This is a genomic window from Streptomyces sp. NBC_01508 (assembly GCF_045040315.1).
Taxonomy (GTDB): Bacteria; Actinomycetota; Actinomycetes; order Streptomycetales; family Streptomycetaceae; genus Streptomyces.
Map to the genome: position 1 here is coordinate 5,356,952 of NZ_CP109419.1, position 26,847 is coordinate 5,383,798.

General features: G+C 70.7%; 27 protein-coding genes and 1 pseudogene. 11 read left to right on the forward strand and 17 right to left on the reverse strand.

From position 1 onward, the window contains the following. Nucleotide 1 precedes the first annotated feature (1 nt). A complete protein-coding gene (locus tag OG700_RS25015) occupies nt 2-1,459 on the reverse strand; it encodes an ATP-binding protein (RefSeq protein ID WP_405617206.1) in 1,458 nt (485 codons plus the stop codon). A 462-nt stretch (nt 1,460-1,921) separates the two neighbouring features. Between OG700_RS25015 and OG700_RS25020 the strand changes: the two genes are divergently transcribed. From OG700_RS25020 to OG700_RS25045, 6 genes are all read left to right on the forward strand, one after another. After that, nucleotides 1,922-3,142 carry a GNAT family N-acetyltransferase gene (locus OG700_RS25020; protein WP_405617208.1) on the forward strand — a complete coding sequence of 407 codons (1,221 nt, stop codon included), beginning with the start codon at nt 1,922-1,924 and terminating at the stop codon, nt 3,140-3,142. A gap of 26 nt (nt 3,143-3,168) precedes the next feature. Beyond that, complete coding sequence (locus tag OG700_RS25025; RefSeq protein ID WP_405617209.1) at nt 3,169-4,527, forward strand: glycosyltransferase; 1,359 nt, start codon at nt 3,169-3,171, stop codon at nt 4,525-4,527. Nucleotides 4,528-4,625: 98 nt separating this feature from the next. Then, nucleotides 4,626-5,381, forward strand: a complete 756-nt coding sequence (locus tag OG700_RS25030; protein ID WP_405617211.1) for a polysaccharide deacetylase family protein — start codon at nt 4,626-4,628, stop codon at nt 5,379-5,381. A 151-nt stretch (nt 5,382-5,532) separates the two neighbouring features. Continuing rightward, nucleotides 5,533-7,449, forward strand: coding sequence for a hypothetical protein (locus tag OG700_RS25035; protein WP_405621959.1), 1,917 nt, complete (start codon nt 5,533-5,535; stop codon nt 7,447-7,449). Then, entirely contained in the window at nt 7,446-7,826 is a 381-nt protein-coding gene (locus OG700_RS25040) for a hypothetical protein (protein ID WP_405617213.1), read from the forward strand. Before OG700_RS25035 ends, OG700_RS25040 begins: the two co-directional genes overlap by 4 nt. Then, entirely contained in the window at nt 7,826-8,947 is a 1,122-nt protein-coding gene (locus tag OG700_RS25045) for a glycoside hydrolase family 26 protein (protein WP_405617215.1), read from the forward strand. The genes OG700_RS25040 and OG700_RS25045 overlap by 1 nt, the downstream gene beginning before the upstream one ends. A 171-nt stretch (nt 8,948-9,118) precedes the next feature. Here OG700_RS25045 and OG700_RS25050 read toward each other — a convergent pair whose 3' ends face one another. The 8 genes from OG700_RS25050 to OG700_RS25085 all read right to left on the reverse strand — a co-directional run bounded on the left by OG700_RS25050 (nt 9,119) and on the right by OG700_RS25085 (nt 17,658). Next, nucleotides 9,119-10,162, reverse strand: a complete 1,044-nt coding sequence (locus tag OG700_RS25050) for a serine hydrolase domain-containing protein (RefSeq protein WP_405617217.1) — start codon at nt 10,160-10,162, stop codon at nt 9,119-9,121. After that, nucleotides 10,159-11,112 carry a DUF6895 family protein gene (locus tag OG700_RS25055; RefSeq protein ID WP_405617219.1) on the reverse strand — a complete coding sequence of 318 codons (954 nt, stop codon included), beginning with the start codon at nt 11,110-11,112 and terminating at the stop codon, nt 10,159-10,161. The genes OG700_RS25050 and OG700_RS25055 overlap by 4 nt, the downstream gene beginning before the upstream one ends. Further along, nucleotides 11,109-12,194, reverse strand: coding sequence for a DUF6895 family protein (locus OG700_RS25060; protein ID WP_405617221.1), 1,086 nt, complete (start codon nt 12,192-12,194; stop codon nt 11,109-11,111). The genes OG700_RS25055 and OG700_RS25060 overlap by 4 nt, the downstream gene beginning before the upstream one ends. Continuing rightward, nucleotides 12,191-12,919, reverse strand: coding sequence for a hypothetical protein (locus OG700_RS25065; RefSeq protein ID WP_405617223.1), 729 nt, complete (start codon nt 12,917-12,919; stop codon nt 12,191-12,193). The genes OG700_RS25060 and OG700_RS25065 overlap by 4 nt, the downstream gene beginning before the upstream one ends. Nucleotides 12,920-12,932: 13 nt before the next feature. Then, nucleotides 12,933-13,118 (reverse strand): hypothetical protein, encoded by a 186-nt coding sequence (locus OG700_RS25070; RefSeq protein ID WP_405617225.1) that lies wholly within the window; start codon nt 13,116-13,118, stop codon nt 12,933-12,935. Nucleotides 13,119-13,195: 77 nt separating this feature from the next. Further along, on the reverse strand, nt 13,196-15,163 hold the full coding sequence (locus OG700_RS25075; RefSeq protein WP_405621961.1) for a lipopolysaccharide biosynthesis protein: 1,968 nt from the start codon (nt 15,161-15,163) through the stop codon (nt 13,196-13,198). Between the two features lie 64 nt (nt 15,164-15,227). Then, nucleotides 15,228-16,379, reverse strand: a complete 1,152-nt coding sequence (locus OG700_RS25080) for a DegT/DnrJ/EryC1/StrS family aminotransferase (RefSeq protein ID WP_405621963.1) — start codon at nt 16,377-16,379, stop codon at nt 15,228-15,230. 400 nt (nt 16,380-16,779) lie between these two features. Next, a complete protein-coding gene (locus OG700_RS25085) occupies nt 16,780-17,658 on the reverse strand; it encodes a helix-turn-helix domain-containing protein (protein WP_405617227.1) in 879 nt (292 codons plus the stop codon). 135 nt (nt 17,659-17,793) lie between these two features. Here OG700_RS25085 and OG700_RS25090 point away from each other — a divergent pair, with 135 nt between their 5' ends. Genes OG700_RS25090 through OG700_RS25100 form a run of 3 tightly spaced genes read left to right on the forward strand, consistent with a single transcriptional unit; the run spans nt 17,794 to nt 20,497 of the window. Then, nucleotides 17,794-18,714, forward strand: coding sequence for an ABC transporter ATP-binding protein (locus OG700_RS25090; protein WP_405617229.1), 921 nt, complete (start codon nt 17,794-17,796; stop codon nt 18,712-18,714). Then, on the forward strand, nt 18,711-19,562 hold the full coding sequence (locus OG700_RS25095) for an ABC transporter permease (protein WP_405617231.1): 852 nt from the start codon (nt 18,711-18,713) through the stop codon (nt 19,560-19,562). Before OG700_RS25090 ends, OG700_RS25095 begins: the two co-directional genes overlap by 4 nt. A 56-nt stretch (nt 19,563-19,618) precedes the next feature. Next, nucleotides 19,619-20,497 carry a hypothetical protein gene (locus OG700_RS25100; RefSeq protein WP_405617233.1) on the forward strand — a complete coding sequence of 293 codons (879 nt, stop codon included), beginning with the start codon at nt 19,619-19,621 and terminating at the stop codon, nt 20,495-20,497. Nucleotides 20,498-20,571: 74 nt separating this feature from the next. On the opposite strand, the gene OG700_RS25105 is transcribed toward OG700_RS25100, so the two are convergent. From OG700_RS25105 to OG700_RS25135, 7 genes and pseudogenes are all read right to left on the reverse strand, one after another. Further along, a complete protein-coding gene (locus OG700_RS25105) occupies nt 20,572-21,063 on the reverse strand; it encodes an SUKH-4 family immunity protein (protein ID WP_405617235.1) in 492 nt (163 codons plus the stop codon). Nucleotides 21,064-21,846: 783 nt separating this feature from the next. Then, a pseudogene (locus OG700_RS25110) lies at nt 21,847-22,014 on the reverse strand (type I restriction endonuclease subunit M); the annotation flags it as partial. A 3-nt stretch (nt 22,015-22,017) separates the two neighbouring features. Beyond that, nucleotides 22,018-22,791: a hypothetical protein gene (locus OG700_RS25115; RefSeq protein WP_405617237.1), complete on the reverse strand. Its 774-nt coding sequence runs from the start codon at nt 22,789-22,791 to the stop codon at nt 22,018-22,020. A gap of 21 nt (nt 22,792-22,812) precedes the next feature. Beyond that, nucleotides 22,813-23,151 (reverse strand): hypothetical protein, encoded by a 339-nt coding sequence (locus tag OG700_RS25120; RefSeq protein WP_405617239.1) that lies wholly within the window; start codon nt 23,149-23,151, stop codon nt 22,813-22,815. Nucleotides 23,152-23,304: 153 nt separating this feature from the next. After that, the gene (locus tag OG700_RS25125) at nt 23,305-23,727 is read right to left on the reverse strand and encodes a hypothetical protein (protein ID WP_405617241.1); all 423 of its coding nucleotides are present in this window, start codon (nt 23,725-23,727) and stop codon (nt 23,305-23,307) included. 23 nt (nt 23,728-23,750) lie between these two features. Further along, on the reverse strand, nt 23,751-23,957 hold the full coding sequence (locus tag OG700_RS25130) for a DUF397 domain-containing protein (protein WP_405617244.1): 207 nt from the start codon (nt 23,955-23,957) through the stop codon (nt 23,751-23,753). Then, entirely contained in the window at nt 23,954-24,811 is an 858-nt protein-coding gene (locus OG700_RS25135; protein ID WP_405617246.1) for a helix-turn-helix domain-containing protein, read from the reverse strand. The genes OG700_RS25130 and OG700_RS25135 overlap by 4 nt, the downstream gene beginning before the upstream one ends. A 233-nt stretch (nt 24,812-25,044) precedes the next feature. On the opposite strand from OG700_RS25135, the gene OG700_RS25140 reads away from it, so the two are divergent. Both OG700_RS25140 and OG700_RS25145 read left to right on the forward strand, forming a co-directional pair. Further along, nucleotides 25,045-25,449 carry an ATP-binding protein gene (locus tag OG700_RS25140; RefSeq protein WP_405617248.1) on the forward strand — a complete coding sequence of 135 codons (405 nt, stop codon included), beginning with the start codon at nt 25,045-25,047 and terminating at the stop codon, nt 25,447-25,449. After that, nucleotides 25,446-25,856 carry a hypothetical protein gene (locus tag OG700_RS25145; RefSeq protein WP_405617250.1) on the forward strand — a complete coding sequence of 137 codons (411 nt, stop codon included), beginning with the start codon at nt 25,446-25,448 and terminating at the stop codon, nt 25,854-25,856. Before OG700_RS25140 ends, OG700_RS25145 begins: the two co-directional genes overlap by 4 nt. Here OG700_RS25145 and OG700_RS25150 read toward each other — a convergent pair. After that, nucleotides 25,822-26,727 (reverse strand): RNA polymerase sigma factor SigF, encoded by a 906-nt coding sequence (locus OG700_RS25150; protein ID WP_405617253.1) that lies wholly within the window; start codon nt 26,725-26,727, stop codon nt 25,822-25,824. The two genes, OG700_RS25145 and OG700_RS25150, sit on opposite strands and share 35 nt — an antisense overlap. Between the last annotated feature and the right edge of the window lie 120 nt (nt 26,728-26,847).

Below are 26,847 nucleotides of genomic sequence, written 5' to 3' on the forward strand. Positions count from 1 at the left end.
GTCACTGCCGGCCTCCGTCGTGTTGGTCGGGCACTTCGGTGTCCTGGCCGGCCGCCGCGCGGCCACGACGCGAGCCGGACACCACGCTGGTGATCGACGCGCGGGCCGCTTCGGGGGTCCAGGAGGGGGCGGGCCGCGCCGGCTGTGGGGCCTGTTCCTGAGCGGTGGCGGTGGCCGTGGCGGGGGCGGGGGCGGCGGCAGGGGCCGTCCGTCGCCGGCTGCGGCGGCGCGGCAGCCCGCCGGGCGGGTCCTGCGCGCGTACGGCGGCGGCCGGCCGCTCGTGTTCACGCTCCTCGACCACCACCGCCGACTCCGTCTCCCGCACAGGCACAGGCACCGGCGCCTGCTCCCGCACCTGCTCCCGCGTCGGCACCGGCGGAAAGTGCGACAGCGGTTCGGTCAGCAGCCGGTGCGGTACGAAGGTGACGGCCCGCGTCCCGCCGTACGCCGACGCCCCCGTCAGCTCGACGTTGAAGCCCATCTCCCGGCTCCAGCGCCCCACGCACGCCAGCCCCAGCCGCGGTACGGCCCCGAGTCGTGTCAGGTCCAGATCGTCCTTGAGCTGCGACATCGCCTGCCGCAGTACGTCCGGTGGCATCCCGAGGCCCGCGTCGTCGATCTCCACGACGGCTCCCGCGCCCACTTCCCGGATCGTCACGATCACCTGGGTGCGGGACGGCGAGAACACGGTCGCGTTCTCCAGGAGTTCGGCGATCGTGTGCATCAGCCCCTCGACGGCCGGCGGCACCACGAACAGCGTCTGCCCGCCGTGCACCTCCACCCGCCCGAACTCCACGATCCGCGACTGCGCGCCGCGCACGCAGTCGTACAGCGAGACCGGCTGCGACTCGCGCCTGGCCGGCCAGATCCCGCACATCACCAGCAGAGTCTGGGCCTTGCGGGTCATCTGCGAGGCCGCGTGGTCGGCCTTCATCACGTCCGCCATCAGGCGCGGATCGTCGATGGCGCGCTCCACGTGGTCGAGTACCCGCTGCTGCACCGTGGCCATCGCGTGCATGTTGCGGGCGACCGACTCGAAGGCCGTCTGCACCGAGTCGCGCAGCCCGCGCTCGCGCCGTACCGCCTCGTCAGAGCCGAGCGCGGCGACCACCGCGGCCAGCGCCCGCGCGAACTCCTCGCCGGTGTCGGCGTCGGGCGCGAGCGGGCCGGGGACGCCGTCCAACCGACTTCCCGCGCGCACCCGTTCGGTGATGGCGGGGATCCGTACCGCCGCCAGATGCGCCACCTCGGCGCCCCGCGCCGCGGCGGTCCGCCGCTCCTGGTCCCGCTCGGCGCGCTCCGCCGCCAACCGCCGCCGCTGTTCGAGCACGCAGGCCAGGAGCAGTACGGACAGGGCGGCGCAGCCGGCCGCGAGGGTCTGCCGCCACTCCGCCGTGGCCGCCCGGCCGATCAGCGCCGCCGTGACGGCGGCGGCCACGAGGACTGCCAGCCACCACACGGCCTGTCCGTTCCGTCCGCCCCAGCCACTGCGTCCGCTCTGTCTGTTCAACGGCCGGCTCAACACGGCGACCCCGGCATGACAGGCGTGGATACGGCTAACACGGAGACCGGGCCTCTTCCAGGACTCGTCGGACATGATCGTGAGCACCCAGATACTACGAGCAATGAGCTTGATTCGGGCGGGAGTTGAGCAATTCCTGTCACCCGGCGGCACGAGTCGGGCGCCATCCGCCCACTCCTATGCGCGAGTCGCCGGACATACGGGCTGGCCGCACGCGTGAGCCCATCCCGCACACCGGCATCCCCGTCCTCACCCGTCATCAACCGCCATCACCCGTCCCATGGACAGGTCGACCCGTCCTGTCGGCCGCGTTTCGTATCCGTCATGACATGGCCGACTGGCCCTGTACCGGATCGATTTGACCCGGTACCGTCCTGTCCGAGTGACCGGGGGGTCGAGTTGGGCGAGGTACGCGTACGTGGCGCTGCCGCCGCCGCCCGCATCCGTGTGGTGCGGCCGGGGGAGCTGGACGCGGATCAGATCGAACGCTGGCGGGAGTTACGGGCGTTGTCCGGCGCGCCCGCCAATCCGTTCATGGAACCCGAGTTCACCCGGGCCGTCGGCCGCGTCCGGCCGGGCGCCCGTGTCGCGATTGTCGAGGGCCAGGGCGAGACCGTCGGCTTCTTCCCGTACGAGAGGGGCCCGTTGGGGCAGGGCCGCGCGATCGGGTTCGGGGTGTCCGACAGTCAGGGGCCGGTCCTGAGCCCCGAACACACCCTCACAGCAGGCGAGTTGCTGCGTGGCTGCTCGCTCGCCAGCTGGGAGTTCGACAACCTCGAAGCGGGACAGACGCTGTTCGTCCCGGACGCCACCGAGGAGTTCGACTCCCCGGTCATCGACATCGGCCAGGGGTACGAGGCGTACGAGGCGGCCCTGCGCGCCGGATCGCCCAAGTTCTTCCGTACGACGACCGCCAAGGAACGCCGACTCGCCCGGCAGGCCGGTGAGGTCCGGTTCGTCTTCGACGAGCGCGATCCGGCGGCCCTGCGCACGCTCATGGAGTGGAAGTCGGCGCAGTACCGCAGGACGGGCCGTCGCGACCGGTTCGCGAAGGAGTGGATCCGCGCGCTCGTACGGCAGTTGGCGGCCGACCGCACGTCCGGCAGCACGTCCGACCGTACGCCCGGCGACCCTTCCGGCCGCACGTCCGACCGCACGCCCGACCGCACGCCCGGCGACCCTTCCGGCCTCACGTCCGACCGTAAGCCCGGCTGCTCGGGCGTCCTCTCCGTGCTGTACGTCGCGGACCGCCCGGTCGCCGCGCACTTCGGGCTCCGCTCGCGCACGGTCCTGTCCTGCTGGTTCCCCGCCTACGACACCGACTTCGCCAAGTACTCGCCGGGCCTGATCCTCCATCTGCGGATGGCCGAGGCGGCGGCCGGCGCCGGGATCGGGCTGCTCGACCTGGGACGTGGCACCGCCGAGTACAAGAACGCGCTCAAGACCGGTGACCTGCGGGTGCACGAAGGGGCCTCGGTACGGCGCGGGCCGCGAGCGGCCCTGTACCGGCTCGGGCGCGAGCCGTCGCGCCGCGCGCACAGCTTCGTACGGAACCGGCCGAGGCTGGCCGGATACGCGCAACGCGCCCTGAAGCAGGTGGGCCGGCTCCGCGACCGGTGACCCGGCACCACACGAGGGGAGGCATGATGCCGCCGCACACTCCGAGCGCATCCTCATGGCCGACGACGCGATCACCGCTGCGCGACGTACGTGTCGTCGATCTGGACCTGGATCTGGACTCAGATCTGGACTCGCATCTGGACCGCGAGGATGGTGTGGTGCTGTCGCTGACCCCCGCCCCCGGCTGCCCACCCGTCCGCGCGGGCGCCGTTTACGCCCTCGTACGGCTCCGGGGCCGCCCCGTCGCCACCGTCCTCACCACGATCCCGGAAGGCGCCGACCCCGCCGCCGTACTCACCGCGGCCTTCCGCGCGCAGTACGCGGACGCAGATCAACAACCCTGCCACGAGAGCCTGTTGAGCGGTGCGGGTGTCGGTGTCGGTGCCGGTGCCGGTGCCGTACCACCCCGTACGACAGTCGTCGTCGCCACCCGCGAGCGCGCGGACACGCTCGGCCGGGCGCTCGACTCGCTCCTCGCGCAGGACCACCCGGACTTCGGCATCGTGGTCGTCGACAACGCGCCCGCCACATCCGCCACCCGCGACCTGGTCGACCAGGACTACGCGGGCCGCCTCACCTACGTCCATGAGCCGGTGCCCGGACTGGCCACCGCCCACAACGCGGGCGTCGCCGCCACCGACAGCCCCGTCGTCGCCTTCACGGACGACGACGTCGCCGCCGACCCGCACTGGCTCACCGCGCTCACCGCGCCGTTCGCGGCCGACCCCCGCACCGGCTGTGTCACGGGCCTGATCCTCCCCGCCCGCCTGACCACGCCCGCCCAGATCCTGCTGGAGAGCCACGGCGGATTCGCGAAGGGCTTCGCCCCGCGTCTCTACGATCCGGCCGCGCCGCCCGCCGGTGAACCGCTCTTCCCCTTCACGGCGGGCAGCTTCGGCTCCGGTGCCAGCATGGCGTTCCGCGCGTCCGCGCTGCGCGCCGTCGGCGGATTCGACCCCGCCACCGGCACCGGCACACCCGCCAGGGGCGGCGACGACCTCTACGCGTTCGTCCGGATCCTGGCCGCCGGCCACCGGCTGCGCTACACACCCGACGCGCTGGTCTGGCACCACCACCGGGAGACCTGGCAGGACCTGCGGAACCAGGCGTACGGCTACGGCGCCGGCCTCACCGCGTATCTCACCGCCGTCCTGTGCCGCCACCCCGCCCTGCTGCCCCCGCTCCTTGCGAAGCTCCCGCGCGGCCTGGCCCACGCCCGCGCCATCACCGCGCACCGGGACGAACCTCGGGCCGGCGCCCCAGGTATCCCCGGCGCGCACGGCGCCCACAGCCACCCGTGGCCGCGCTCGCTGTCCCGGCTGGAGCGCCGGGGCATGCTGTACGGCCCGCTGGGCTACGCCAAGGCCCGCTGGGGGAGACGATGACGCCCCCGACCAGCGACTCCCGTTCCCGCCCTCGCCCCCGCGTCCGCCCTCGCCCCCGCCCCCGCGTCCGCGTCCCGGTGCTGCTCTACCACGCGGTGATGGCCGACCCGCCCGCCTGGATCGCCGAATTCACCGTCACGCCAGAGCAGTTCGCCGCCCAGCTCGACGCGATCGTGGCCACCGGCCGTACCCCCGTCCCGATCGGCGCGCTCGCCGACCGGCTGACCCGTGGTGCCCCGCTGCCGCCCCGCCCCGTCGTCCTCACCTTCGACGACGGATTCGCCGATCTGCCGGGACCGACGGCCGAGGCGCTCGCCGAACGCGCTCTGCCCGCCACCGCCTATCTCACGACCGGCGCCCTCACCCCCGGCCACGGCAGCCTGCTGCCACCCGCGCCGATGATGACGCTCGCGCAGGCGCCTTCGCTGGAGTGGCACGGCATGGAGATCGGCGCGCACACGGTCACACACCCGCAGCTGGACACCCTCCGCGCGCCCGAACTCGCCCGCGAGCTGGGGGAGTCGAAAGCCGCGCTCGAAGACGTACTCGGCCACGCGGTCACGCATCTCGCCTACCCGCACGGCTACAACAGCCGCTCCGTACGCGAGGCCGCCCGCCGAGCCGGATACGCCTCCGCCGTCGCCGTACGCCACGCGCTCAGCTCCGAGACGGACGAGCCGTACCGCATCGCCCGCCTCATCGTGCGCCGTGGTCACACGGTGGCGGACGTGGAGGCGTGGATGGCGGGGGAGGGGGCGCGGGCGGCGCCGTTCCCCGACTCGCCGGCGACGGTCGGCTGGCGCCTCTGCCGCAGGGTCCGCGCGGCGGCGCGCGGCCCGCAGTTCGCGGGGTAGCGCCTGGAGACGGGTCCCTTATGCAACAGAGACATACGAGAGCCACGCAAAAGTGCGGAGAGTTCCTACAATTCGCTGAAGGGGACACCGCAGGGGTGGGGGGAGTCGCACCGTGCAACCACGCGTGCCCGTGCCGGCCGAGACCCCGGACATGACGGCCCTGCCGCACCCGCTCCCTCCGCCATCGTCGCCGCCGCACCGCCGTACGCTCCCACGCTCCTTGCGCCCCCAACTCCTCCTCTCCTGGCTCCCGTTGCTCGCCGCTGCGGCCCTCTGGACGTACTCGCTGCCGCGCGTCGGCTTCCGCTCCATGGGCGACTACGGGCTCCTCGACCGCTTCCCCGCCGCCTTCTACCTCGCGTTGCTGCTCCTCACCTGCGGATTCCTCGCCGCGCTGCGCCGGGCCGGAACCGCGCCGTGGTGGCCCGCCGGCTACTGCGTCGCCCTCCTCGTCGCGCTCAAGGCGCCACCCGCCGTGCTGTACGACTCCGTGCGCTACCCCTGGGCGTCCAAGCACGACGCCGTCGTCAACCAGCTCCTGCTCAACGGCGAACTGCGCCCGAACGGCGCCCTGTCGGGCAACATGTCCGCCTACGACCAGTGGCCCGGCTTCTTCACCCTCACCGGCGGGCTGGTGCGCGCCTTCGGCGTGGACAGCGCGGCCGTGTTCCTCAACTGGGCCCCGATCGCGCTCGGTCTGCTGATGATGCCGGTGCTCGTGCTGCTCTACCGCACCTTCGCCGAGGACTGGCGGCTGGTGTGGACAGCGGTCTGGATCTTCCAACTCGCCAACTGGGTGGGGCAGGACTATCTGGCGCCGCAGGGCTTCGCGTATCTGCTGCACCTGTCCGTGATCGCCGTCGTGCTGCGGCACTTCGTGCTGCCGGGGTCGGCGGGCAGGCTACGCGACCGGTCGTTCCTGGACCCGGCGTCCGCCGCCGTGCCGCCGCCCACCGGCGCCCGGCAGCGCGCGGTGGGTGTGGCGGTTCTCGCGCCGCTGATCCTCGCCGTCAACGCCTCGCACCAGCTCACGCCGGTGATGCTCTGCGTCTCGCTGTTCGCCCTGACCCTCACCCGCCGCTACCGCAACTACGGACTGCTGGCGGTCGCGGCGCTGATCATGCTGGCCTGGGACCTGACCATGGGGCGCCCGCTCTTCCTGGAGACCCTGGGCACCCTGCGCGAATCGCTCGGCGAACTGACCCAGAACTCGCGCGCCGGATACGCCGGTGAACTCACCGGCCCCGGCCCGGAACTGACCGGTCGCGCCAACGTGTTGATGGTCCTCGCCGTCGCCGCCCTGGCGGGCGCGGCGCTGCTCCTTCGCCGCCGGCTGGTGCGCGCCGCCCTGCCGCTGCTGCTGGTGTCGCTGGCGCCGGTCCCGCTGTTCGTCGTGAACGACTACGGCGGCGAAATGCTGTTCCGCGTCTACCTGTTCGGGCTGCCCGGCGCCGCGTTCTTCGCGGCGGCGACGCTCGTGCCTGCGGCCGGGCGCGTGCGTCGTAAAGCCCGCAGACGCGCCGCCGCGCTCACCCTCCACGGCGCGCTGCCCGTCGCTCTCCTCGTCCTGCTGGCGGGCTTCCTGCCCTCGTACTACGGCAAGGAGAAGATGTACTACACCCCGCCCGCCGAGACCGCGCTCGTCACCCGCGCCATCGACCGCGCCATCGACCGCGCGCCCGACGACGCGCCCGACGACGCATCCGAAGGCGCCCTGATCCTCGCCACCACCGGCTCCTTCCCGCAGGCGCTGCACCGCTACGACCGGGTCGAGCACTGGTTCTTCGCTGAGCAGGAACTCGCCGAGAACGAACGGATGTTGACCGACCCCGCCCGCTATCTGGCCGACGGCATCCCACCCGGCACCACCGCGTACGTCATTCTCACCCGCACCCAGGACATCTACGCGGCCGGCGAAGGACTCCTGCCACCAGGCGGCTTCGCCACGCTGCGATCAGGGCTCGCCGCCTCGCCACTGTTCCGGATCGTGGAGGAACACCCGTACGGCATCGTCCTTCAGTACCGGCCCCGCACGGGCACCACCGCCCCGGAGAACGAGCGCCCATGACTTTCGATCATTTACGGCTCCGACTACCGCTGGCCCTCGCCGGCTGGGGCGCGGTGGCCGCGACCGCGCTGCCCGGCGGTTCTCCACTGCGCTGGATCCCGGTGCTGCTCTTCGTCTGCTTCGGACCCGGCCTCGCGCTGCTCCACCCGCAGCGCGGCACACTGCGCCCGGCCGCGCGGATCGAGGCCGTGGCCCTCGCCGCACCGCTCAGCCTCTCCCTCGCGGTCACCGTCGCCACCACGCTCTTTCTGGTGCGCGGCTTCTCGGCGACGGCCCTGCTGGTGACGCTCGCGGCCGTCACGACCGTCGCCGCCGCCCTGCCGGGACTGCCACTGCCCGCCGCGACGCGGGGCGCGGCCGGCCGGCGGGGACACTGATGGCGGTGCGGCTCAGCGAGATCGAGAAGCAGGCGTACACCGTGATCGTCCTGGTCGCCGTCGGGCTGCTCATCGCCGGGATCGGCATCTGGGCCACCGAGTCGGACGGGCGGGCGGACGACGGCTGCGCCGCGACGGAACGGCTGGAGCCGCCGTGCGGCGCGTGGTGGGGCGCGTACGTCCCGTACGCGGAGAACCGTTCGGACAACGGCTCGGCGGACGGTTCGCTCACCAGGGCGGTGTACGCCTTCGAGAAGAAGATCGGCCGCAGGCTCGACGTCGTCTACAACTACCACGACATGTCGAACACCGAACTCGACGGCCGGCTCCTCACCCCCGACGAGCGGGAGCTGGGCGAGGACCGGATGCTGATGCTGGCCTGGGAGTCCACGGTCTGGCGCGAGCCGCACCACGAGAACTGGACCGAGGACCAGCTGGGCTGGGCGAACATCGCCGCCGGGACGTACGACGCGCGGATCATCGATCCGCAGGCGCGCCGTATCAAGGAGTACGGCGACGAGCACGGCAAGCGGATCTTCCTCTCCTTCGACCAGGAGGCCGACGCCCGCATCAAGGAAGGCGCGGGCACCCCGGACGAGTACGTCGCCGCCTACCGCCATCTCCACGACCGCTTCGCGGAGTTGGGAGTCGACAACGTGGTGTGGGTGTGGACGGTCTCCGGCTATCTGGGCAGCGCGGACGAGATGAAGGCGCTGTATCCGGGGGACGACTACGTCGACTGGATCGGCATGGACCAGTACAACTACTACCTCTGCCACAACACCACGGACTGGAAGGACTTCGACCGCAGCCAGCGCCCCGCGTACGACTGGCTGCGGGCGAACATCTCCGCCGAGAAGCCGCTGATGCTGGCCGAGTTCGGCACGGTCCCGGACCCGGCGGACCCCACCAGGCAACGCGACTGGTACACGCGAATCCCCACCACGGTGCGCACGATGCCGGGGGTGAAGGCGCTGATCCAGTGGAACAGACCGGTCCCCGGCGCCAACTGCGACCTGACGGTCAACGAGGGCCCGGGACTGGCGGGTTACCGCGAGGCGGGCAAGGACTCCTACTTCACCCAACCACTCCCGAACAATTCCAGCCCGTCCGGCGTTTGAGGACACCCCGGTTGCGGGTGCGCTGTTTCAGGCGCGTGCGATGGGTGTACCCAGCCCGTCCGGCGGGGTATTTCAGCCCGTCCGGCGATTGAGGACACCCCCGCTGCGGCGGACCCATCCAAGCCCGTCCGGCGATTGAGGACAGAACCGGCCCACCGGCCGGCCCCGGGGTCACCCCGCCCCGAACAGCACCCCGTACGCCGTGGGCACAAACGCGTCGGCCCGCCGGAACCGCCTCGTCGCCACCCCCGCCACCGCCGTCCCCGTCCCCGGGCAGAACCCCAGGAACGCCTGCTGCCCACTCGTCGCCCCGCAGTGGAAGTACGCCGGACCGTCGTCCGTCGGATGCTGGAACCACGTCAGCGTGTGCGTGTGCGCCTTGCCGAGGCCGCGGCGCAGTACGGGGCGGCGTACCGCGTGCAGCGCGCCCGCCAGCGGCGGCGTGCGCTCCGGGCGGAGGTGGGCCTCCAGGAAGGTGAGCAGGTCGTGCGGGGTGGCCCGGACCGCGCCCGCCGCCGCGAAGCCGCCGATGCGCAGTGGCGGCGCCTGGGTCACGCCGTCTCCGGCGTGCCCGACGGCGTCGCCGGCCGTACCGGCGCCACGGGTCGACGTGGCACTCAGCCCGAGCGGCGCCAGGACCTGTTCCTCCATCAGCGCGTCCCAGCCCGTACGGGTGGCGGCGGAGAGCGCGTGGCCGAGCACGGAGACCGCGAAGTTGGAGTAGTGCCAGCGGGTGCCCGGCCGGTGGCGTGGGTGCGCGCGCAGGAAGGCGTCGACCATGCGGTGCGCCGGATAGCCCGCGAACGGGTTGGTCGTCCAGTGCGGCAGTGCCTGCCGGTAGAAGTCCCTTGGCAGGGCCGGCAGTCCGGACGTGTGGGTGATCAGATGCCGCAGGGTGATCGGCGCGACGGCGCGCGGCGGTCGGGGCGGCCCGAGGCAGGCCGCCGCCGAGTCGTCGTACGCGAGGTGACCGCTCTCCGCGAGCCGGGCCAGCAGCAGACCCGTGTATGTCTTGGACGCCGACCCGAGTTCGTACCGCAGCCCTTCCGCGCCGGGCGAGGCGCGGACGGTGCGGTGCCCGTGCACGGAGACGGCGAAGACGACGTCCGGCGCGTCGACGGCGTGTACCGCCGCGTCGAGCCGGTCGTGCGGTGTGCTCGCGAGGGCGGCGCGGGCAACCTGGGTGACCTGGCCGGTGGGGTCGTTTCCGCTCATGACGGTACGGGCGCGGACAGGCGCGCCATGGCGCGGGACGTGGCCAGTACGGACGCGAGCGCGGCGACCAGCGTCGGGTGGTAGACGACGTCGAACACGTCGTCCCAGCTTCCCTCCGGCATCCCGCGCACGGCGGGCATCGCGCCGTCGGGCCGCTGCGCGGCGGCGAAGCCGGCCCACGCGCGTACGTCCAGGGTGGGTTCGGGCAGGCAGGCGTCCACGATGAGGAGTTCGCCGAGGAGGTCCCAGCGCTCCAGGTCCAGCCAGTCGTCCAGCCAGACCGGCAGCCAGAGGGCGAGGTAGTCGGCGATGTCCGCCGGCAGTCCGGCCGGTCTGCGGCCCCAGTCGGTGAGGTGGAAGACGGTGTGGGTGATGTCGTAGCCGATGTTCCCCTCCACCGTCCACGGCTCGGGTCTGCGGGCGAGCCAGGTGCGCGCGGTCGCGTCCTCGACCGGTGCGCTGGGCGTCAGGCCGAAGCGCCGCTCGTACGTGGAGATGCCCAGGCGCCGGACGGGAAGTACCTCCAGGGCGGCCCAGCTGCCGAGTTGGTGGTTGAGGTGGACGGCCCGCTCGGTCTCCGGTTCCTGGTAGCCCATCTCCTTGAACGGCAGGAAGACCTCGAAGGGGATGGGCGAGATCGGCTCCTGCCGCTGCCCGCGTGCCAGCATCCGCCCGCCGTCGAGGGCTTCGCGCCACAGATGGTCCATCAGGCCGCGGGCGAGGGCCGATTGGCGTGAGCCGGCCACCCCTTCGCGGAACAGGATCTTGCAGATCATGGCGGCTTCGCCGATCGGCTTGAAGCGTTCCAGGAAGCCGATCTCGGGGTCGACGTCGGGTTCGAGCCGGAAGCCGGCGCGGTTGGTGTGCAGCCACTCCATCGCCTGCGCGCCGACATGGTGGATCAGCCGTGTGTGGTCGGCGCTTTCGGGGTCGGTGGTGTCCGTCGTCATAGGGCGCCTTCCTGTGCGGCCTGTGCGGCCTGTGCGGCCTGTGCGGCCTGCGCGGCCTGCGCGGCCTCTACGACCTCTACGGCCGTGGGCCGGACGTCGGTCAGGGCGGCGGCGAACGCGGCCATCAGTGTGGAGTGGTAGCAGTTCGCGAAGTCTCTGGGAGGTTCGTGCGGGCGCCCCGCGCCGTTCTCGGGGATGCCGCCGGCCGCGTCCTGGATGCCGGCGACGCGCGCCCACGCGGTCTCGACGGCTGCGGCCAGAGCCGTATATGACGCGGCGTCAGGTACGCAGCCCGCCACGGCGATCAGCTCACCGCTGAGGTCCCACTGCTCCGCCTCCAGACAGGTGTCCAGCCAGGCCGGCAGCCACGTCGCCAGATAGTCACCCAGCTCGGTCGGCATTTGGTGCGGTGCGTGGCCCCAGTCGGTGAGGTGGAAGACGACATGCGTCAGTCCGTAGCCCGCCGTCCGCTCGAACGTCCACGGTTCCGGCAGCCCGCCGAGCCAGGTGCGCGCGAGCGCGGCGGACGGCTCTCCGTGTTGCGGAAAGCCCACGCGCCGTTCGGAGTTGAGTACGCCCAGCCGCCGGTTCGGCTCCTGCTCGATCCGCTCCCAGCCGCGGGTGCGCCGTACCGTGTCCGCCAGCTCCTCGAAGCCGGGGTGCCGCAGCCCGGCGGCGGCGAAGGGCGCGTAGATCTCCAGCGGATACGTGGTGAAGGGCTCGCCGCGCAGCAGGTCGAGGAAGAGCCGGCCCTGCCGCATCTGCTCCCACGCGAAGTCCAGCAGATCCGCGGCGCGCCGGTGGCGCGGCGAGCCGGGGTCGCTGTGCGTCCGGATCGAGAGACTGAGCTGGGCCAGCTCGCCGAGCGGCTTCAGTGTCCGGTTGACGTCGGCGCCGGGGTCCAGCACGTCGGCGGGCAGCCTGAACGCGTCGCGGTGGTCGTACACCCACCCCAGGGCCGTCTCGCAGACACGCGCCGCCTGCGCGGTCCCGGCCGCCCCGGTGGTCCGGGAGGCGGTCGGGGCATCTGTGCGGGAGCCCGTGCGGGATGCGGCCCGGGAGGCTGTCCGGGGCGTGCTCATCCCCGGCCTCCGGCTTCCCGGCCCTCGGCTTTCCGGCCCCCGGCCCCCGCACGGATGTGCCGCGCGGCGTGCACATGCAGGCCCACCCGCGCGTCGGTCCCGGCCATCTGCCCGACGAATTCGAGGCCGGTGTCCAGCCCGAGGGTGTCCGGTACGCCGTCGATGACGCTCAGCCAGCGCCCGGCACCGGCCGCCTGGAGCCAGTCGCGGCGGCGTACGGCGCGTACGAAGCCCCGTGCCACGTCCACCGGCCTGCGGGCGGCGGCCTGCGCGATCGCCGAGTCGGCGCCGGGTACGGCCAGTGCGCCCAGCAGCGACAGCTGGTGGGTCAGCCGCTGCCACTCCAGGTCGTCCAGCCACGACGCGTCGGGCCTGGCGTGCGCTCCGGTCGCGGACACGTCCAGTCTGTGCAGTGTCTGGGTCATCGCCCAGTGGCTCCACACCGTCGTCGCGGACGATGTGGCCTTGGGGGCGAAGGTGACGACGGCGCGCTGGAAGACCGCCAGGTCGTCCGGGAGCGGCCGGCGGCGGGTCAGCACGCTCGGCAGCAGGACGTCGGCGCCCAGTACGCGCACCGCCGCGAGGCCCAGTTGGTCGTCTGCGAGGGTGCCGACGGTGCCGCCCACCACAGAGGAATGGCCTCCGTCCCGTAGGACGGAGACCACCTCTGAAGCCAGGTCATGCACCACACCCGCGAGGCGGGGAGAGGTACCTGACTGCTCCATATGACGTCTCCCGTCAACCCTTCTTCGGGCGAGGAGTCGGCGGCGAGAGCAGGATCGCTCCTCCGCCCGCCACAAGCGCCAGCGAAGCGCACTCGCGGCTGTCGCGGTATGTTCCTTCGGCCTCGCTCGGGCTCAGGACCGCGTCGATGTCGACGTCCAAGTCCCTCGTAACGTCTCGGGCGTTGGTCTCGGTGGACATGCCATCATCCCCTCAGGAGGAAGCTGATTTGGCGTACATAAACAAGTGCACCTCACATATCGGACATGTGCAAACGCTCAGCTCCGGGAGCGGGACTTCCGGGCGGCGATACGCACCAGTACGGCGGTGACGGCGAGGGCCAGCAGCCCCAGGGACACCGGCACGGCGACCGCCGCGAAGGCGCGCTGCGCGGACCAGCCGACCACCACGAGCACCCAGACCCCCACCGCGACACCCCGCCCGTCCGTCCGCCGCCCCTCTGCGCGCAATGCGCGGAGTGCGACGGCGGCCGACCCCAGGCAGAGCAGTTGCAGGACGACGGGCAGGATCTCCAACGCCGTTGTCCGGCCGGTCAGTTCGGCGAGGGCGTCGGCCACCGGCCGGTGCCAGGGGCCGGACGCTGCCTCGGGCCGTACGCCGAGGAGCGGCGGCACCCCGTGCAGCGCGCCGAACAGCACCAGCAGGGTGGCCGTGAGCAGGAGCGGACGCGACTGTACGAGGGTGATGGCCGCGCACTGCACGACGATCAGCAGGACACCGGCGCCGAGGGTCAAGGGCGGTAGCGCGGCCAGCAGTTGGGTGCCCGACACCCGGCCGTCGCCGATGTCGGCCACGCCCCGCAGCGGGATCCGGACCAGCCCGGCGGCGAGCGCGAGGAGCAGCCACAGACCCACGGCCGCACGCCGGCCGGCGGCTGTCACAGGCCGTGCGGCGGCCGGTCCGCCTTCCGTACGCCGCCTCCGCTCGGCGGCCTCGCGCGCCCACGCCGTCCCGTACTCCTGCTCCCTGTCATGGCCCAGCCCCCGGCCCCGCCCGCGCCCCCGCCCCCCGCTCAGCGCCGACCGCAGCCCCGGCGCCGCCACCAGCGCGACCAGCGTCATGGACAGCAGCATCGCCAGCCCGGCGCCCGAGATCCCGGCCGGACCGAGCAGCACCACCGCGCTGCCGAGGACGGACACGCACATGGCGCCCTGGAGCGCGGCGAGCATGCCCGTACGCCCCTGGACACGCAGCACGCCGATGTACAGCTCCACGACGACGCGCGGCAGCGCGGCGGCGGCCAGCAGGCGCAACACCGTCGAGCCGTGCTCGGCGTAGTCGGCGCCGAAGGGCGCGAGCACCTGGGGGGCGAAGAGCACCAGCACCAGCACCACGGGCACCAGCAGCACCGTCATCCGGCGCAGCGCCCCCCGTACGCCCTCGGCCAGCCGCTCGGGGGAGTGCGAGGCGTGCGCGGTGAGGGACGAGGCCATGTTGATGGCCATGAACTCCATCGTCCCGCCGACGGTGTAGGCGGTGTAGAAGAACGCGTTGTGGGCCGCGTCGAAGCGGACCGCGACCATCACCGGCAGCAGATTGATCATGGCCAGGCTGAACAGCGCGCCGACCGAGTCACCGGCCAGGAACCGCCGGATGTCGCCGGTACGCGGCGGCTCGCGGTCCCGGTCGGTGGCGGCCTGCCGGGGGATGAGCCGGCGGAACACCAGCCAGCCGAGCGGCAGTACGGACAGCGCGATGGCCGCCGCCCACGACACGAAGACGCCGAGCACCGGCATCGCGGTGGCGAACGCGACGAGCAGCAGCAGCTTGCCGAGCGAGAAGACGGTGTTGCCGACGGGCACCCAGAACGCCTCGCGCAGCCCGGTCAGCACCCCGTCCTGGAGAGTGAGCAGCGCCCAGGCGACACAGGAGGCGGTGAAGAGGAGCCCGGCGGTGACGCCGCTGAGCGGCGCGTACGACGGACCCCACAGGTCGAGCGTCAGCAGGAAGACCACGCAGGCGGCGCATACGACGGCCGAACTGACCGCGTACGCGCGCCACACCAGCGCGCCGGTCGCCCGCCCGGCCCGTGGCACGTAGCGCACCACGGCGCCGATCATGGTGGTCGCGGTGAGGGAGGCGAGCAGCCGCATGGCGGCGATGGCGGCGGAGCCCTGGCCGACGGCCTCCTCGGTGTAGTAGCGGGCGGCGACCAGCCAGAAGCCGAGACCGAGGGCGGCGGAGACGCCGGTGGAGAGCATCAGCGCGTACGCGTTGCGGAACATCGAGGCGCTGTTGTCGCGTTCGGCGGCGCCGTCCTCCGCGGCCACCACGTTGTGGCGCGCGGTGTCAGCCACCGCCGTACCCCGGAGGCAAGGCGGGCTCGGCCCCCAACTCCTCCAGTACGGAGATGACTTGAGGCGCCCGTAACGGATCGGCGGGCAGCGCGTGGCGGGCAAACCAGGCGGCGGGGCCGGGGCGCGGCGACGTGTCGGTGAAGACATCACCCGCGTACACGTCGAGCGGCGGGTCGTACAGATACCCGGTGGTGATCCGGCGCCGGGCGAGCGCGGCGACGGCGGCGTCCCGGTCGGCGACCAGCAACGGCGCCCGGAACAGCGGCTGCAGGGCTCCGGGAGGCGCGGGCGCCGCCCACCGGGTCGCCAACAGCCTTTCCGTGCCCGCCCGGTGGGCGGCGAGCAGCGGATCGAGCCCGGACAGCAGCCGTTCGGTACGCCGTAAGCGCGGGCGGCCCGGCGTGATGCGGTAACGGCGCATGTCCACGCGCACCCACGAGTCGAAGCCGCCCAGCCCCGGCCCCCCGGCCAGCGCCTCCTTCAGCTCACCCGGACGCAACTCCATCCGGATTCCCCGGCGTTCCTCGGCTCCGACCGCCCGCAACAGCCCTCGCGCGGCCCGCACCAGCCGCAGCCCGCGTACCCCGGCCTCCGCGTACGGCCGCAGGGCGTAGGCGAGTTCGGAGGCGAGCCTGGACGGCTGGAGGAGCGCGTCACGGGCCGCCGTCAGCTCCGTACGGAGGGCGGGATCGGCCAGGGCGAGAAACCCGCCGGTCTTGGCGCCCACATGCTTGGAGAGGCTGAACACGGCCGCGTCCCCGAAGCTCCCGACGGCCCTGCCCGCCACCTCGCTGCCGATGGCGTGGGCCGCGTCCTCGATCAACGGGATCCCCAACACATCGCAGCGGGCGCGCAGTTCGGGTGCGGGGTCGGGATTCCCGTACAGGTTCGTGGTCATTACGGCGGCGAGCCCGCGCCAGTCGGACTCCGGTACGGCGGCCAGGTCGATCGACCCGTCCCGCGCGTTCAACGGCGCCTGGACGGGGCGCAGTCCGGCGGCGAGCACCACGAACATGATGACGTCGTCGTTGACCGGCGACATCAACACCCGCCCACCGGAAGGGCACCAGTGCCGCAGCGCGACGTAGAGCCCGAGCCGACAGGACGGCACGTACAGACACTCTCTGCCGAGCCGCCGCCGCATGAACGATTCCAGCACGCCGTACGGCGCCGGGCAGCCCTCCCCAAGGCCCATATGGTTCCCCCCTGCCCCCGGATCAATGTGGCCTTTGTGGACGCTCCCGTCAATACGGTCCAGCCCCACCCCGATTGACGCCCACCGGCCGCCCCCTTCAGCCCATTTCAGCTCGCCCGGCGTTTGAGGACGCACTTCGTTGCCGCGGACCTACTCACCTCGCCCGGCGTATCCAGCCCGTCCGGCGTTTGAGGACACCCCCGTTGCGGCCGCAGCTTTCCAAGCCCGCTCGGCAGAGCGGCATTTGAGCCCGTCCGGCGATTGAGGACACACCCCCGGCGCGGCGGACGCAATCAGCCCGTCCGGCGTTTGAGGACGAACCGGCCCACCGGCCGGCCCCGGTCACCCCCTACCCGCCACCCCCCAACGCGTCCCGCTGCTCCGACGTAAGCCGCCCCACCCCCACCAACCGCAGCACCGCGGCAACGCGGTCCGCGGACCACCCGAGCCCGGCGGCCAGCCGCTCGACCCCGCCCGGCGCGCCCGGCTCCACCCCCACGTGCACCACCGCCGCGAGCACCGTCAGCGCGTCGTCGACGGCGCTGGGACCGGGCGCCATCTCGTCGTGGAGGGCCGCGAAGAACTGGCCCATGTGGTCGAGCCGCACCCCTGCCGGGGTGCCCGCGCCGACGAGGCCCGCCCCCCGCCGCGCGGTGTCCGCCCAGTTCGCGGTCGAGCGTGTGTCGCGCTTCCAGGCCCGTGCCCAGACGTCGTCGTCCACGACGTACCGCTCGCGTCGCCGCCGCCGGGGATCGCGCTCGCGCCGGACCATCTCCAGGCCTTCGAGGTAGCTGATGGCCTTGGAGACGGACGCCGGGCTGACCCGCAGTTGCCGGACGAGGTCGGCGGCGGTGAGGCTGCCGGAGTCGGTGAGGAACAGCCGGACGAGGACCCGCGACACCATGCGCGGCAGCCCGGTCTCGACCAGCATCGCCGCGAACTGCTCGGCGAAGCGCAGGAGTTCGTCGCGGTCACGCCCGCCCTCACCGCCCTCGCCGGCGTCCCCGTGACCCGCGGGCACGGGCCCGCGCCGCCGCGCCCGCCGCTCGGTGGCCCGCAGCGCGCGGTCCGCGCGGTAGCCGTCGGCCCCGCCGTTGCGCGCCACTTCGCGGCTGACGGTCGAGGTGGGTCTGCCGAGGCGTCTGGCGATCTCGGCGTATCCCAGCCCCTCGGCCAGTCCCGTGCCGATGTGCCGGCGGTCCTCGTGCGTCAGCCTGCCTCCCGGCATCCGCGCTCGCCCCCTGATGGTTCGTTTCGGTGAGTGGTCGGTCCAGTATGCGTTCACCGTCATCTCATTGCAACGACCCTTGTATGCACGGGTCATTTCGTTGACGATTTACGAAACGCAACGTAGCTTTCACCCATGCTCATGCTCACGCCCATGCTGAACGCGGCGACCAGTGACAGGGTCGTGCTCGACGTCGACGGACTGCGGATGCGGTACGGCGCGAACGACGTCCTGCGCGATGTGCGGTTCCAGGCCCACCACGGGGAGGTGCTGGCCCTGCTGGGGCCGAACGGGGCGGGCAAGACCACCACGATCGAGATCCTGGAGGGCTTCCGGATGCGGTCGGCGGGCCACGTCGACGTACTCGGCTCCGACCCGGCGCACGGCGACGAACGCTGGCGGGCCCGGCTCGGCGTGGTCCTCCAGTCCTGGCGCGACCACAGCAACTGGCGGGTGCGCGAACTGCTCGCCCACCTCGGCACGTACTACGCCCCCTACTCCACCGACCGCGCACAACGCCCCTGGGACACCGACGAGTTGGTCGAGGCGGTCGGCCTGACGGCGCACGCGGGCAAGAAGACGAAGACCCTGTCCGGCGGCCAGCGGCGCAGACTGGACGTCGCGATCGGCATCGTCGGCCGCCCCGAACTGCTCTTCCTGGACGAGCCGACCGCAGGCTTCGACCCACAGGCGCGCCACGAGTTCCACGACCTCGTCCACCGCCTCGCCGACGACCACGACACCACGGTCCTGCTCACCACGCACGACCTCGCCGAGGCCGACAGACTCGCCGACCGCATCGTGATCCTGGCCGGCGGCCGGATCATCGCCGACGGCTCAGCGGCCGAACTGGCCCGGCAGGTGGCCGGCGAGGACGAGGTGCGCTGGACACACGGCGGCGAACGCTTCACCCGCGCGACCACCGACTCGACCGGATTCGTCCGCGACCTGTTCGCCCGGCACGGCACGGCGATAGGCGAACTGGAGGTCCGCCGGGCCTCGTTGGAGGACACCTACATGGCGCTCGTACGCGAGGAAGAGGCGGCTGCCCGATGAGTCCGACGACCACCAGCACCGTACGGGCCGGCTGGTCCCGCGGTCTGATCGAACTGCGGCAGTCCTTCACCAACGGCGGTGAACTGCTCTCCCACTTCCTCTGGCCCACCCTCATGCTGACGGTGATGTACGTCCTGCGGGACACGGCCTTCGGGTCCGGCGGGCTGATGCTCGGCACCCTGGTCCTGCCCGGCATCCTCGGCATGAACGTCGCGATGGGCATGGTCGCCATGAGCCAGATCCTCACCGCCGACCGCGAGGACGGCACGCTCCTGCGCGCCAAGGCCACACCCGACGGTATGCCCGCCTACCTGATCGGCAAGGTCGTCACGGTCGGCGGCAGCCTCGTCGCCGACCTCGCGATCCTGCTGATTCCCGGCCTGCTCATCATCGACGGCCTCGCCACCGGCAGTGCCGGATCCTGGCTCACCGTCACCTGGGTACTGCTCCTCGGCATGGCGGCGACCCTCCCCATCGGCGCCGTCCTCGGCTCGGTCTTCACCGGCGCCCGCGCCCAAGGGCTCATCCAGCTGCCGATGTTGGGCATGATCGCGATCTCCGGCATCTTCTACCCGCTGACCTCGATGCCGGAGTGGGCGCAGTGGATCGGCCAGGCGACCCCCATCTACTGGCTCGGCCTGGGCATGCGCTCGGCCCTCCTCCCGGACACCGCCGTCACCGTCGAGATAGCCGAGTCCTGGCGCCAGTGGGAGACGGCCGGCGTGCTCGGCCTCTGGGCCGTACTCGGCCTGGCGCTCGCCCCCCTCGTCCTGCGCCGTATGGCCCGCCGCGAATCGGGCTCGGCGGTCTCCGCGCGCCGCGAGAAGGCGCTGCGCCGGGTGGGCTGAGGGATGTGCGTGGATCGGCACGGCCACTGTCGGAGGCTGCTGGCAGCATCGTCGCTATGAACGTCATCCGTACCACCCCACCGCGCCCGTTCGACGTCACCACGGTCTTCCCCCAACTGGCCCCGCTGGCACGCCCGGCGACCCGGTTGCATCCCCGCCCCGGTTCGCCGTCGCCGTACGACAGCTCGGTCGGCGGGCCGCTGCTGTGGCCCGCCGGACAGCGGTGGCCGTACTGCGACAAGTGGCACGAGGGACCGGCCTCCCCCCTTCTCCCCGTGGCGCAGCTGTACGTGCGCGATGTGCCCCTGCTGCGGGCACCCGGACGGTGCGATCTGCTCCAGGTGCTGTGGTGTCCCTTCGAGCACCCTCCCGAGTACAAGCCGACGACCGCGTCGTACTGGCAAACCGCCGCCGACGTCACCAACCTCCTCACCGCGCCGCCCCAGCCGTCCGAGGTGGAGTACGACGGCTACGTACCGGAACCGTGCGTGCTCGCACCGGAGCAGATCACCGAGTACCCCAACTACCTCGATTTGAGTGAGGAGTTGCAACAGCAGCTGGCGGACTGGAGCACCTGGCGGGCGGCCGGTGTCGCGGTGGACGATTCCTATGAGATCGCCCCGCAGGAGTTCTACATGGACGAGCTGTCCCTCGCCCCCGGCTGGAAGGTCGGCGGCTGGCCCCCGTGGGGCCTCACCGATCCCATCCCCCGGTTCTGCGTCGCCTGCGGGGTCGCGATGAGCCCGCTGCTGACCATCCCCTCGAACGAATGGGGCGCCGACAACAAGGGCTGGATCCCGTACGAGGACCAAGCCCTTGCCGCGCTCGACGACGCCAGGGTGTCGAACCCGCCCGGGGTCCAGATCTCCGGGGGCAACAACCTTCAGCTCTACGGCTGCCCGGAGTTCCATCCGCACACCGACCTGATCCAGTGAGCCACCGCCCGGCACATCACAAGCACTCGGGTCAGCGGCCAAGGCGGTGGTACCCGCGCCGCGATTCGTACGAATCAACCCAGGCTCTTGACCATCATCTCCCATGTGGGGGATGAGCTCAGTGCACTTGGATCAATCTGTTCTATGAGGGCAGTGATATCCAGGTCGGCAGCACTGGTCGCGGTCTCGGACACCCTTGCGAGAATTGAGGTGAAAACATAGAGGTCACTTGCCAATTTGACAGGGACCTCTTCGAGCTCGCGAGTCAACAGCAGAACCGAGCCGTTCTTTCCGTCCAGGCACAGGAAGCCGTCGAGGAACAGGCCCAGCGCCAACACGTTGTCTGACCGCGCCCAGGCCGGCAGTTCCACTCCTCCCAGGTTCTCACGCAGGGGCCTCATGCCATACACGTTGGTCATGACGGCATCGCCGATACTTGTGGGTATGCCGATATCTGTCAGGGCGAATCTGGATCGAACATCTACCAGTTGGTCCGGGATCTCATCGGGATGCAGGACCGGGGCCAGTGCGGCACCAAAACGTCCGAGCATATATGAGCGATTCATGCGGTTACGGCCTCCGGCCCGGTTTGCTGATGAGGAAACCAACATGTGCCGCCTCAGCAAGAATGTAGTGTTGGCGTGCTGTCGAGTTGCACATTTCTCTTTACTGTTATGCCATACGGCAAATCCCCTCTGAGGGCGAGTATTTCAAAGAAGGGAAACCTCTGGAGCGCGAGCTCGACGAAGACGAATTGGCCGAACTCCGTGAGTGCCCGCCGCCTCGTTCGCGAGGTACCGCACCAACGACGCCCGACGCGCGTCGTGAACGTGGGCCGCCCCGGCGATGAGCCAGACCAGTTCTGCGGGGGCGGTGGAGTGGTCGTCCTCCGACAACATGCCGACGTACGGGACAGCGCCCGTCACCTCCGGCAGATCGATCGCGGCAAGCCGCTCGGGCGGCGCTGGCCATGGCTCGTCGCGGTGGCCACGGCTCTTGTCGAGCACCAGTGTCGACGCCCCCCGTCCCGGTCCGCCGGGTCCGGCTGCCGGTGCCACGCGTCGTTGAAGGCCGTAGCAAGTTCCATCCGAACCCCCCGTTACGGCCCGTGCGCGTCGCCCCCCGCGCGACCGACCGCTGCCACGGACCAGCGGCAACCGTATCTGTTCCCGCCGCCCCGCCCACTCCGGGGGTTGCGCCGAACGGCCCTGCCCACAAGCCGAGTTCACCGTTTTTGACGCCGGCTCTGCCTGAACTCTCCTCGGTGACGTCTCGTGAGTTGGTGATCTTCGGTCAGGTGCCGCAGCCCTGTTCGAGATGGAGCGGACCGGCAGCATGCCGCACGAGCATCACGTCACGTGAGACAACCTCTCGACCTTGATCGGTGCGGCCGGCCTGGCGGCCTGCTCGATCTTCGCGCTGTAGGCCGCACGGGCTTCCTCGCCGATCTGCTTCTCGTGTTCGGCGCGCAACCCGGTCCGGCCGTCGAGGCTCTCGCGCAGGATGTCGGCGTGCCCGGCTCAGTCGGAAATCTCCCTGCGGATGGCCCACGCAATCGAGCCTTCAAGGAGCCAGACCGCCTCGTTCACGACGGCACGCCCAGCCGAAAACGTCTGGACGATGTCACGCTTCAAAGACTTCCGCTGATCGTCATCGACCCGGGGAGAGAGACTGAGCAAGGCGCCCAGCCGGATCGCGGGAGACGGGTCACTCAATTTCCCCCGGACCCATTGATGTACGGCCTGCCCCACCTCGTCCATCGGCCCGGTGCCGAAGCCCAGGTTGGCCAGGGCCTCGATGATGTCCACCTTGAGCCGTGCGTCGAGTGAATCATCGAACTGCGACCGCAGAAACCCCACCAGATCGTTTCGGTGTTCCTTCATCTGCGACAGCAGATACACGCCCGCGCACCTGTCACGCACCTCTTCATCTCGCTCAACCAGCGCGACAACCGCGGGGAGGTACCTTTCATAGGCAGCGGCGACACTCGTCTCCCATGCCACCATCTCGTCATATTTCGAACGGTGTTCCGGTGATGTGTGCAGCTGAGCGTCCTTCCACCCCCAGAGCGCCTGCGTATGGATTCGACCCAGAGAGAAGAATATTTCCGGCGTGATCAAGGTCGTAAGAGACAGCCCGGCCTCGAACAGGACGGGAATGTACTCCACGGCGTCGCGCTCAATCATCACGCGCTGAGGACAGCTCACCTCACATATCGCGAAGAGCGCCCTGCGAGCCCGGTCCGCATCCGAACTCGTCAGCTCCTGCGCTTCCTTGAACAGATCAGCTTTCACCCGTACCCCTCTGTACTCACGTCAGTCGAATTCCTCGTTGGCGCCGAAGAAGAACATCTGCCCGCATTCCCGCACCGGCTGCCCGACCGGTAGCGGTTCCCCGGCCAGGACAGGCATGTTCACCGCTGACCAGTCGATCGCCACCTGCCTGTCCGGCGTACGGCGAAGCGACGCGCACAGGTCCGCGCTCACGATCGGCCGACCAGGCAGGTAGGTGTCCACCCGGAAGGTGTCCCTTCCGTCGTCGCCAGGGACTCTCTTGCCGAGATGGTCCTCCGCCGCACCACGTACCCCGGCCGGGTCCGTCACCAGCCAGTTCCAGCCGACCACGGTCCCGCTGTTGCTGACCAGTTCGGTCATCCGCAGCAGGTAGAAGCCCCTGGCATGGTGGCTCGTGGCCTCCTCCGGCGATGCCAGGTCAAGCTCTACGTCCTCCAGAGTCTCGCCCCGGACCTGGGCGGCGTGGTCATCCGGGCCGAGCCGCAGCGCCTCGCGGTAGGCCGCGGCGGCCCCTCATGGTCGTTGAGCCATTCCAACGCCACGCCAAGGGGCGAAGGCCGCGAGATTGTTCGCCGGGTCAGGCTCAAGCGCCCGTCGCGCCCCGCGAACGGTGTCGTCGGCCAGTCCACGGCCGACCTCGTCGTCGTCCTCCAGCCCGGCGAACGGCCACTGCTCCTCGAACGCCGTCTCGGACAACTCGTCCAACTCGTTCTCCACGTACGCCTGAAGCGTGCCGAGCGCCAGGACGGTGAGACCGACAGAAGCCGTGACGTCCGCCGGCTCGGACCGCTGGACGAGCGCGTACAACTCGCGTATCTCCGCTGCCTCTTCCTCCAGGTCCGCCGGCCCGTCCACCGCCTCGCCCAGCACGTACTCCCGCAGAAGCCCGCCCGCCCCGCGCGGCGCCGCCCCGATGCCACCCAGCTCCCGTTGCATGCCGGGCATGCTAACGGCCTTGCCTACGAGCCGAGTTCACCGCTCTTTACGCCGGTCAGGAACGCGGACCACTGGGCCGGCGTGTAGAACTGGGTCCCGGCGGCGCGGTCCTTGGTGTCGCGTACGGCGCGTCCGCCGTCGGCGGTGTGGGCGACCTCGACGCAGTCGGTGGTCCCACCCGACGAGGCGCTGGACTTCTTGAACGCGGTCACGATTTCCTGGTTAGTCATTCCGTGTCCTTCTCGCTCTCGGGGATTTCGTTCATCGTTCTGCGCATGAAGGCAAGGCTCTGATCAGGGGTCAGCGCGGCGGATCGTAGAGACTCGAAGATCTGCGCGTGATTGGCCATTTCGGCCAGGTCTTCCAGGAGCACGGTGCTGGTCGTGGTGTCGTACGCGACGGCCTCGGGTGCCGGTTCCGGGCCGAAGTTGAACAGCACGAAATGAGGGCTCATGTGTGCTGCGTGCCATTCAGTGAGTGGCAACACCTGGATGCTCACATTCTGACGCTGCGCCACATCGCAGATGTGGCTGAGCTGTTCACGGTAGATCTTCGCGGACGGCATGGGCGCGGTCAGAGCCGGCTCCCAGATGACCGCCGCGAATCGGGCGCCGCCTTCTTCGATGGTCCGCCGCCGCGTCTGACGGATGCCGACCATCTCCTCAACGGCCTCCGCCGAGTACGCGGTCAGACTCGCACTCAGGAGGGTCTTGAGATAGCCGTCGGTCTGGAGCAGGCCCGGGATGAAGAGCGGCTGCCACGTACGGATGTAACTCGCGTCCGTCTCCAGCGTGACGAAGTCGGCGAATCCCTCGGCCCTGCTCGCCCAGGGGAAGTTGAGCCACCACCCCCGCTTGTTGGAGTCCCGCGCCAGTTGCTCCAGCCGTAAATAGACCTCGCGGTCCTCCACCCCGTACAGCTCCAGCATCAGCCGTACGTCACCGGGGCGGGCGGAGACCTGGCCGGTCTCGATGCGGCTGATCTTGGCCTTCGAGCCCGCGATGTGCTCGGCCGCATGCGTCTGATCCAGCTTCGCCGCTTCGCGGTAGCGCTTCAGCGCTGCCCCAAGTCGCCTACTGCGCACGGTAGGTCGTCCACCTGCGGGCATGTTCTCTCCTCCACTGTCCGTGACCAGTTTGCACGGCTGTGGACGCTACACGCCATCAAGTTGCCACGAAGAGTGAGATGCAACTTCTCGCTTACGTTCGATTGCATTGTTCGCAACTTGAGTCCTACCGTGAGTTGCGTCACGGGGTGTTGCCAGGCCGCGACAGATCGTGACCCTGGTTCCGCCTGCCCACAACCCTTGGGGGACGCATGTCCGGGCGCACACACAGCAAAAGGTTCTGGATCCGCAGAGACTCCGTTCCCGCGGCGCGACACCACGTCGAAGCGCTGCTGACCGAGTGGAGGTTGGGCGGTCTCATCGACGTCGCCACCCTCATCACCAGCGAGTTGACGACCAACGTCGTCCAACACGCCCTTGGTGCGGGCGAGTTCTTCGAACTCGCGCTGCGCCGCCGGGACGGCGTGCTCGTGCTCGAAGTCTCCGACTCGTTCCAGTGGCAGATGCCGCAGCTGAAGAAGCCTCAGGAGACCGACACCTGCGGCCGGGGGCTGTTACTCGTGGACGCGCTCAGCGACAAGTGGGGGGTCAGGCCGCGTGACGTCGGCAAGACCGTCTGGGTGCATCTGCCCATCCACCAAAGGGACTTGGCGTGACCTCTCCCGCCCACGGCGACTACCGCGCCGACTGCGTCGCCTACGCCCTCCACGACCGGCGGCTGTTCTGGCTCGGTGGGTACGCGGCCGACTCGCCCTGGTCGGCGCTGACTTGGCTGGCCGTACGGGCGGAGCACATCGCCGAGCAGGTCGCCCCGGAAGCCGCTCTGCCGCTGCGCGCGTGGCTGACCGACGGTTCCGAGCACGCCCGCGCGCTGTCCCGGCTCGGTCGGGACTCCGCGTACTCGTTCCTCGTCAGGGACGGCCTGCTCATCTACATACTCTCGGCGGCGCCGGTCCTGACGCCCGTGGCCCGGCAGTCGTCGGGGACGACCGCCGGGCCACACGGACAACAACTGCCGCAGGTGCTCGTCATTCCTCGATCGTCAGACCCTTGCGGAGCCTGACGAGCGTGCGTGACAGCAGTCGGGACACGTGCATCTGCGAGATGCCCAGCTCCTCGCCGATCTCCGACTGCGTCATGTTGGCGACGAAGCGCAGCGACAGGATCGTGCGGTCGCGCGCCGGCAGTCCGGCGATCAGCGGCTTCAGCGACTCGACGTACTCGATGCCTTCGAGCCCGTGGTCCTCGTAGCCGATGCGGTCGGACAGCGCGCCCTCGGTGTCGTCGTCCTCCGGCTGCGCGTCAAGTGAGCTGGCCGTGTACGCATTGCTCGCCGCCATCCCCTCGACAACCTCGTCGTTGGTGATGCCGAGCCGGTCGGCGAGTTCGGCGACGGTCGGTGCCCGGTCCAGCTGCTGGGACAACTCGTCGCCCGCCTTGGCCAGTTCGAGGCGGAGCTCCTGGAGCCTTCGCGGCACCCGCACCGACCACGACGTGTCGCGGAAGAAGCGCTTGATCTCGCCGACGATCGTCGGCATCGCGAAGGTGGGGAACTCGACGCCCCTGCTCAGCTCGAAGCGGTCGATCGCCTTGATCAGACCGATCGTGCCGACCTGGATGATGTCCTCCATGGGTTCGCTGCGGGAGCGGAACCGGGAGGCGGCGAACTTGACCAGGGCGAGGTTCAGTTCGACCAGGGTGTTGCGTACGTAAGCGTGCTCGTGGGTGCCCTCTTCCAGGCCCTCAAGGCGCCCGAAGAGGGTCTTCGAAAGGGATCGGGCGTCGAGTGCGCCCACCTCGTCGAAGGGCGGGATCTCTGGCATGTCATCGAGGCCCGGGAAACCGGACGCGGGTGTGGCGCCGGTCTCGTCAGGTTCGGACGGGGTTGTCGACGGCGCGTGGGGGGTACGCGGTTCGTCGAGCCGGGGTGACATGGTCTCCTCCATACGTTCTCGGCATATGGCTGCCGATGCCAATACGCGCTGCTGCGGTTTGCGGCGCCTCCATAGCCGGTCGTGTCGGACAGGTTGGTTGTGTCTTTACTAGCCCTATCG

What these genes read in the sequence shown, in the direction of transcription:
- OG700_RS25050 (WP_405617217.1), bottom strand. Translation starts at nt 10,162, where the DNA reads ATGAGCGGAAACGACCCCACCGGCCAGGTCACCCAGGTTGCCCGCGCC.
- OG700_RS25030 (WP_405617211.1), top strand. Translation starts at nt 4,626, where the DNA reads ATGGCCGACCCGCCCGCCTGGATCGCCGAATTCACCGTCACGCCAGAG.
- OG700_RS25055 (WP_405617219.1), bottom strand. Translation starts at nt 11,112, where the DNA reads ATGACGACGGACACCACCGACCCCGAAAGCGCCGACCACACACGGCTG.
- OG700_RS25140 (WP_405617248.1), top strand. Translation starts at nt 25,045, where the DNA reads ATGTCCGGGCGCACACACAGCAAAAGGTTCTGGATCCGCAGAGACTCC.
- OG700_RS25085 (WP_405617227.1), bottom strand. Translation starts at nt 17,658, where the DNA reads ATGCCGGGAGGCAGGCTGACGCACGAGGACCGCCGGCACATCGGCACG.
- OG700_RS25075 (WP_405621961.1), bottom strand. Translation starts at nt 15,163, where the DNA reads ATGTTCCGCAACGCGTACGCGCTGATGCTCTCCACCGGCGTCTCCGCC.
- OG700_RS25040 (WP_405617213.1), top strand. Translation starts at nt 7,446, where the DNA reads ATGACTTTCGATCATTTACGGCTCCGACTACCGCTGGCCCTCGCCGGC.
- OG700_RS25100 (WP_405617233.1), top strand. Translation starts at nt 19,619, where the DNA reads ATGAACGTCATCCGTACCACCCCACCGCGCCCGTTCGACGTCACCACG.
- OG700_RS25125 (WP_405617241.1), bottom strand. Translation starts at nt 23,727, where the DNA reads ATGCAACGGGAGCTGGGTGGCATCGGGGCGGCGCCGCGCGGGGCGGGC.
- OG700_RS25045 (WP_405617215.1), top strand. Translation starts at nt 7,826, where the DNA reads ATGGCGGTGCGGCTCAGCGAGATCGAGAAGCAGGCGTACACCGTGATC.
- OG700_RS25065 (WP_405617223.1), bottom strand. Translation starts at nt 12,919, where the DNA reads ATGGAGCAGTCAGGTACCTCTCCCCGCCTCGCGGGTGTGGTGCATGAC.
- OG700_RS25060 (WP_405617221.1), bottom strand. Translation starts at nt 12,194, where the DNA reads ATGAGCACGCCCCGGACAGCCTCCCGGGCCGCATCCCGCACGGGCTCC.
- OG700_RS25150 (WP_405617253.1), bottom strand. Translation starts at nt 26,727, where the DNA reads ATGTCACCCCGGCTCGACGAACCGCGTACCCCCCACGCGCCGTCGACA.
- OG700_RS25070 (WP_405617225.1), bottom strand. Translation starts at nt 13,118, where the DNA reads ATGTCCACCGAGACCAACGCCCGAGACGTTACGAGGGACTTGGACGTC.
- OG700_RS25090 (WP_405617229.1), top strand. Translation starts at nt 17,794, where the DNA reads ATGCTCATGCTCACGCCCATGCTGAACGCGGCGACCAGTGACAGGGTC.
- OG700_RS25025 (WP_405617209.1), top strand. Translation starts at nt 3,169, where the DNA reads ATGCCGCCGCACACTCCGAGCGCATCCTCATGGCCGACGACGCGATCA.
- OG700_RS25105 (WP_405617235.1), bottom strand. Translation starts at nt 21,063, where the DNA reads ATGAATCGCTCATATATGCTCGGACGTTTTGGTGCCGCACTGGCCCCG.
- OG700_RS25080 (WP_405621963.1), bottom strand. Translation starts at nt 16,379, where the DNA reads ATGCGGCGGCGGCTCGGCAGAGAGTGTCTGTACGTGCCGTCCTGTCGG.
- OG700_RS25120 (WP_405617239.1), bottom strand. Translation starts at nt 23,151, where the DNA reads ATGACCGAACTGGTCAGCAACAGCGGGACCGTGGTCGGCTGGAACTGG.
- OG700_RS25130 (WP_405617244.1), bottom strand. Translation starts at nt 23,957, where the DNA reads ATGACTAACCAGGAAATCGTGACCGCGTTCAAGAAGTCCAGCGCCTCG.
- OG700_RS25095 (WP_405617231.1), top strand. Translation starts at nt 18,711, where the DNA reads ATGAGTCCGACGACCACCAGCACCGTACGGGCCGGCTGGTCCCGCGGT.
- OG700_RS25035 (WP_405621959.1), top strand. Translation starts at nt 5,533, where the DNA reads ATGACGGCCCTGCCGCACCCGCTCCCTCCGCCATCGTCGCCGCCGCAC.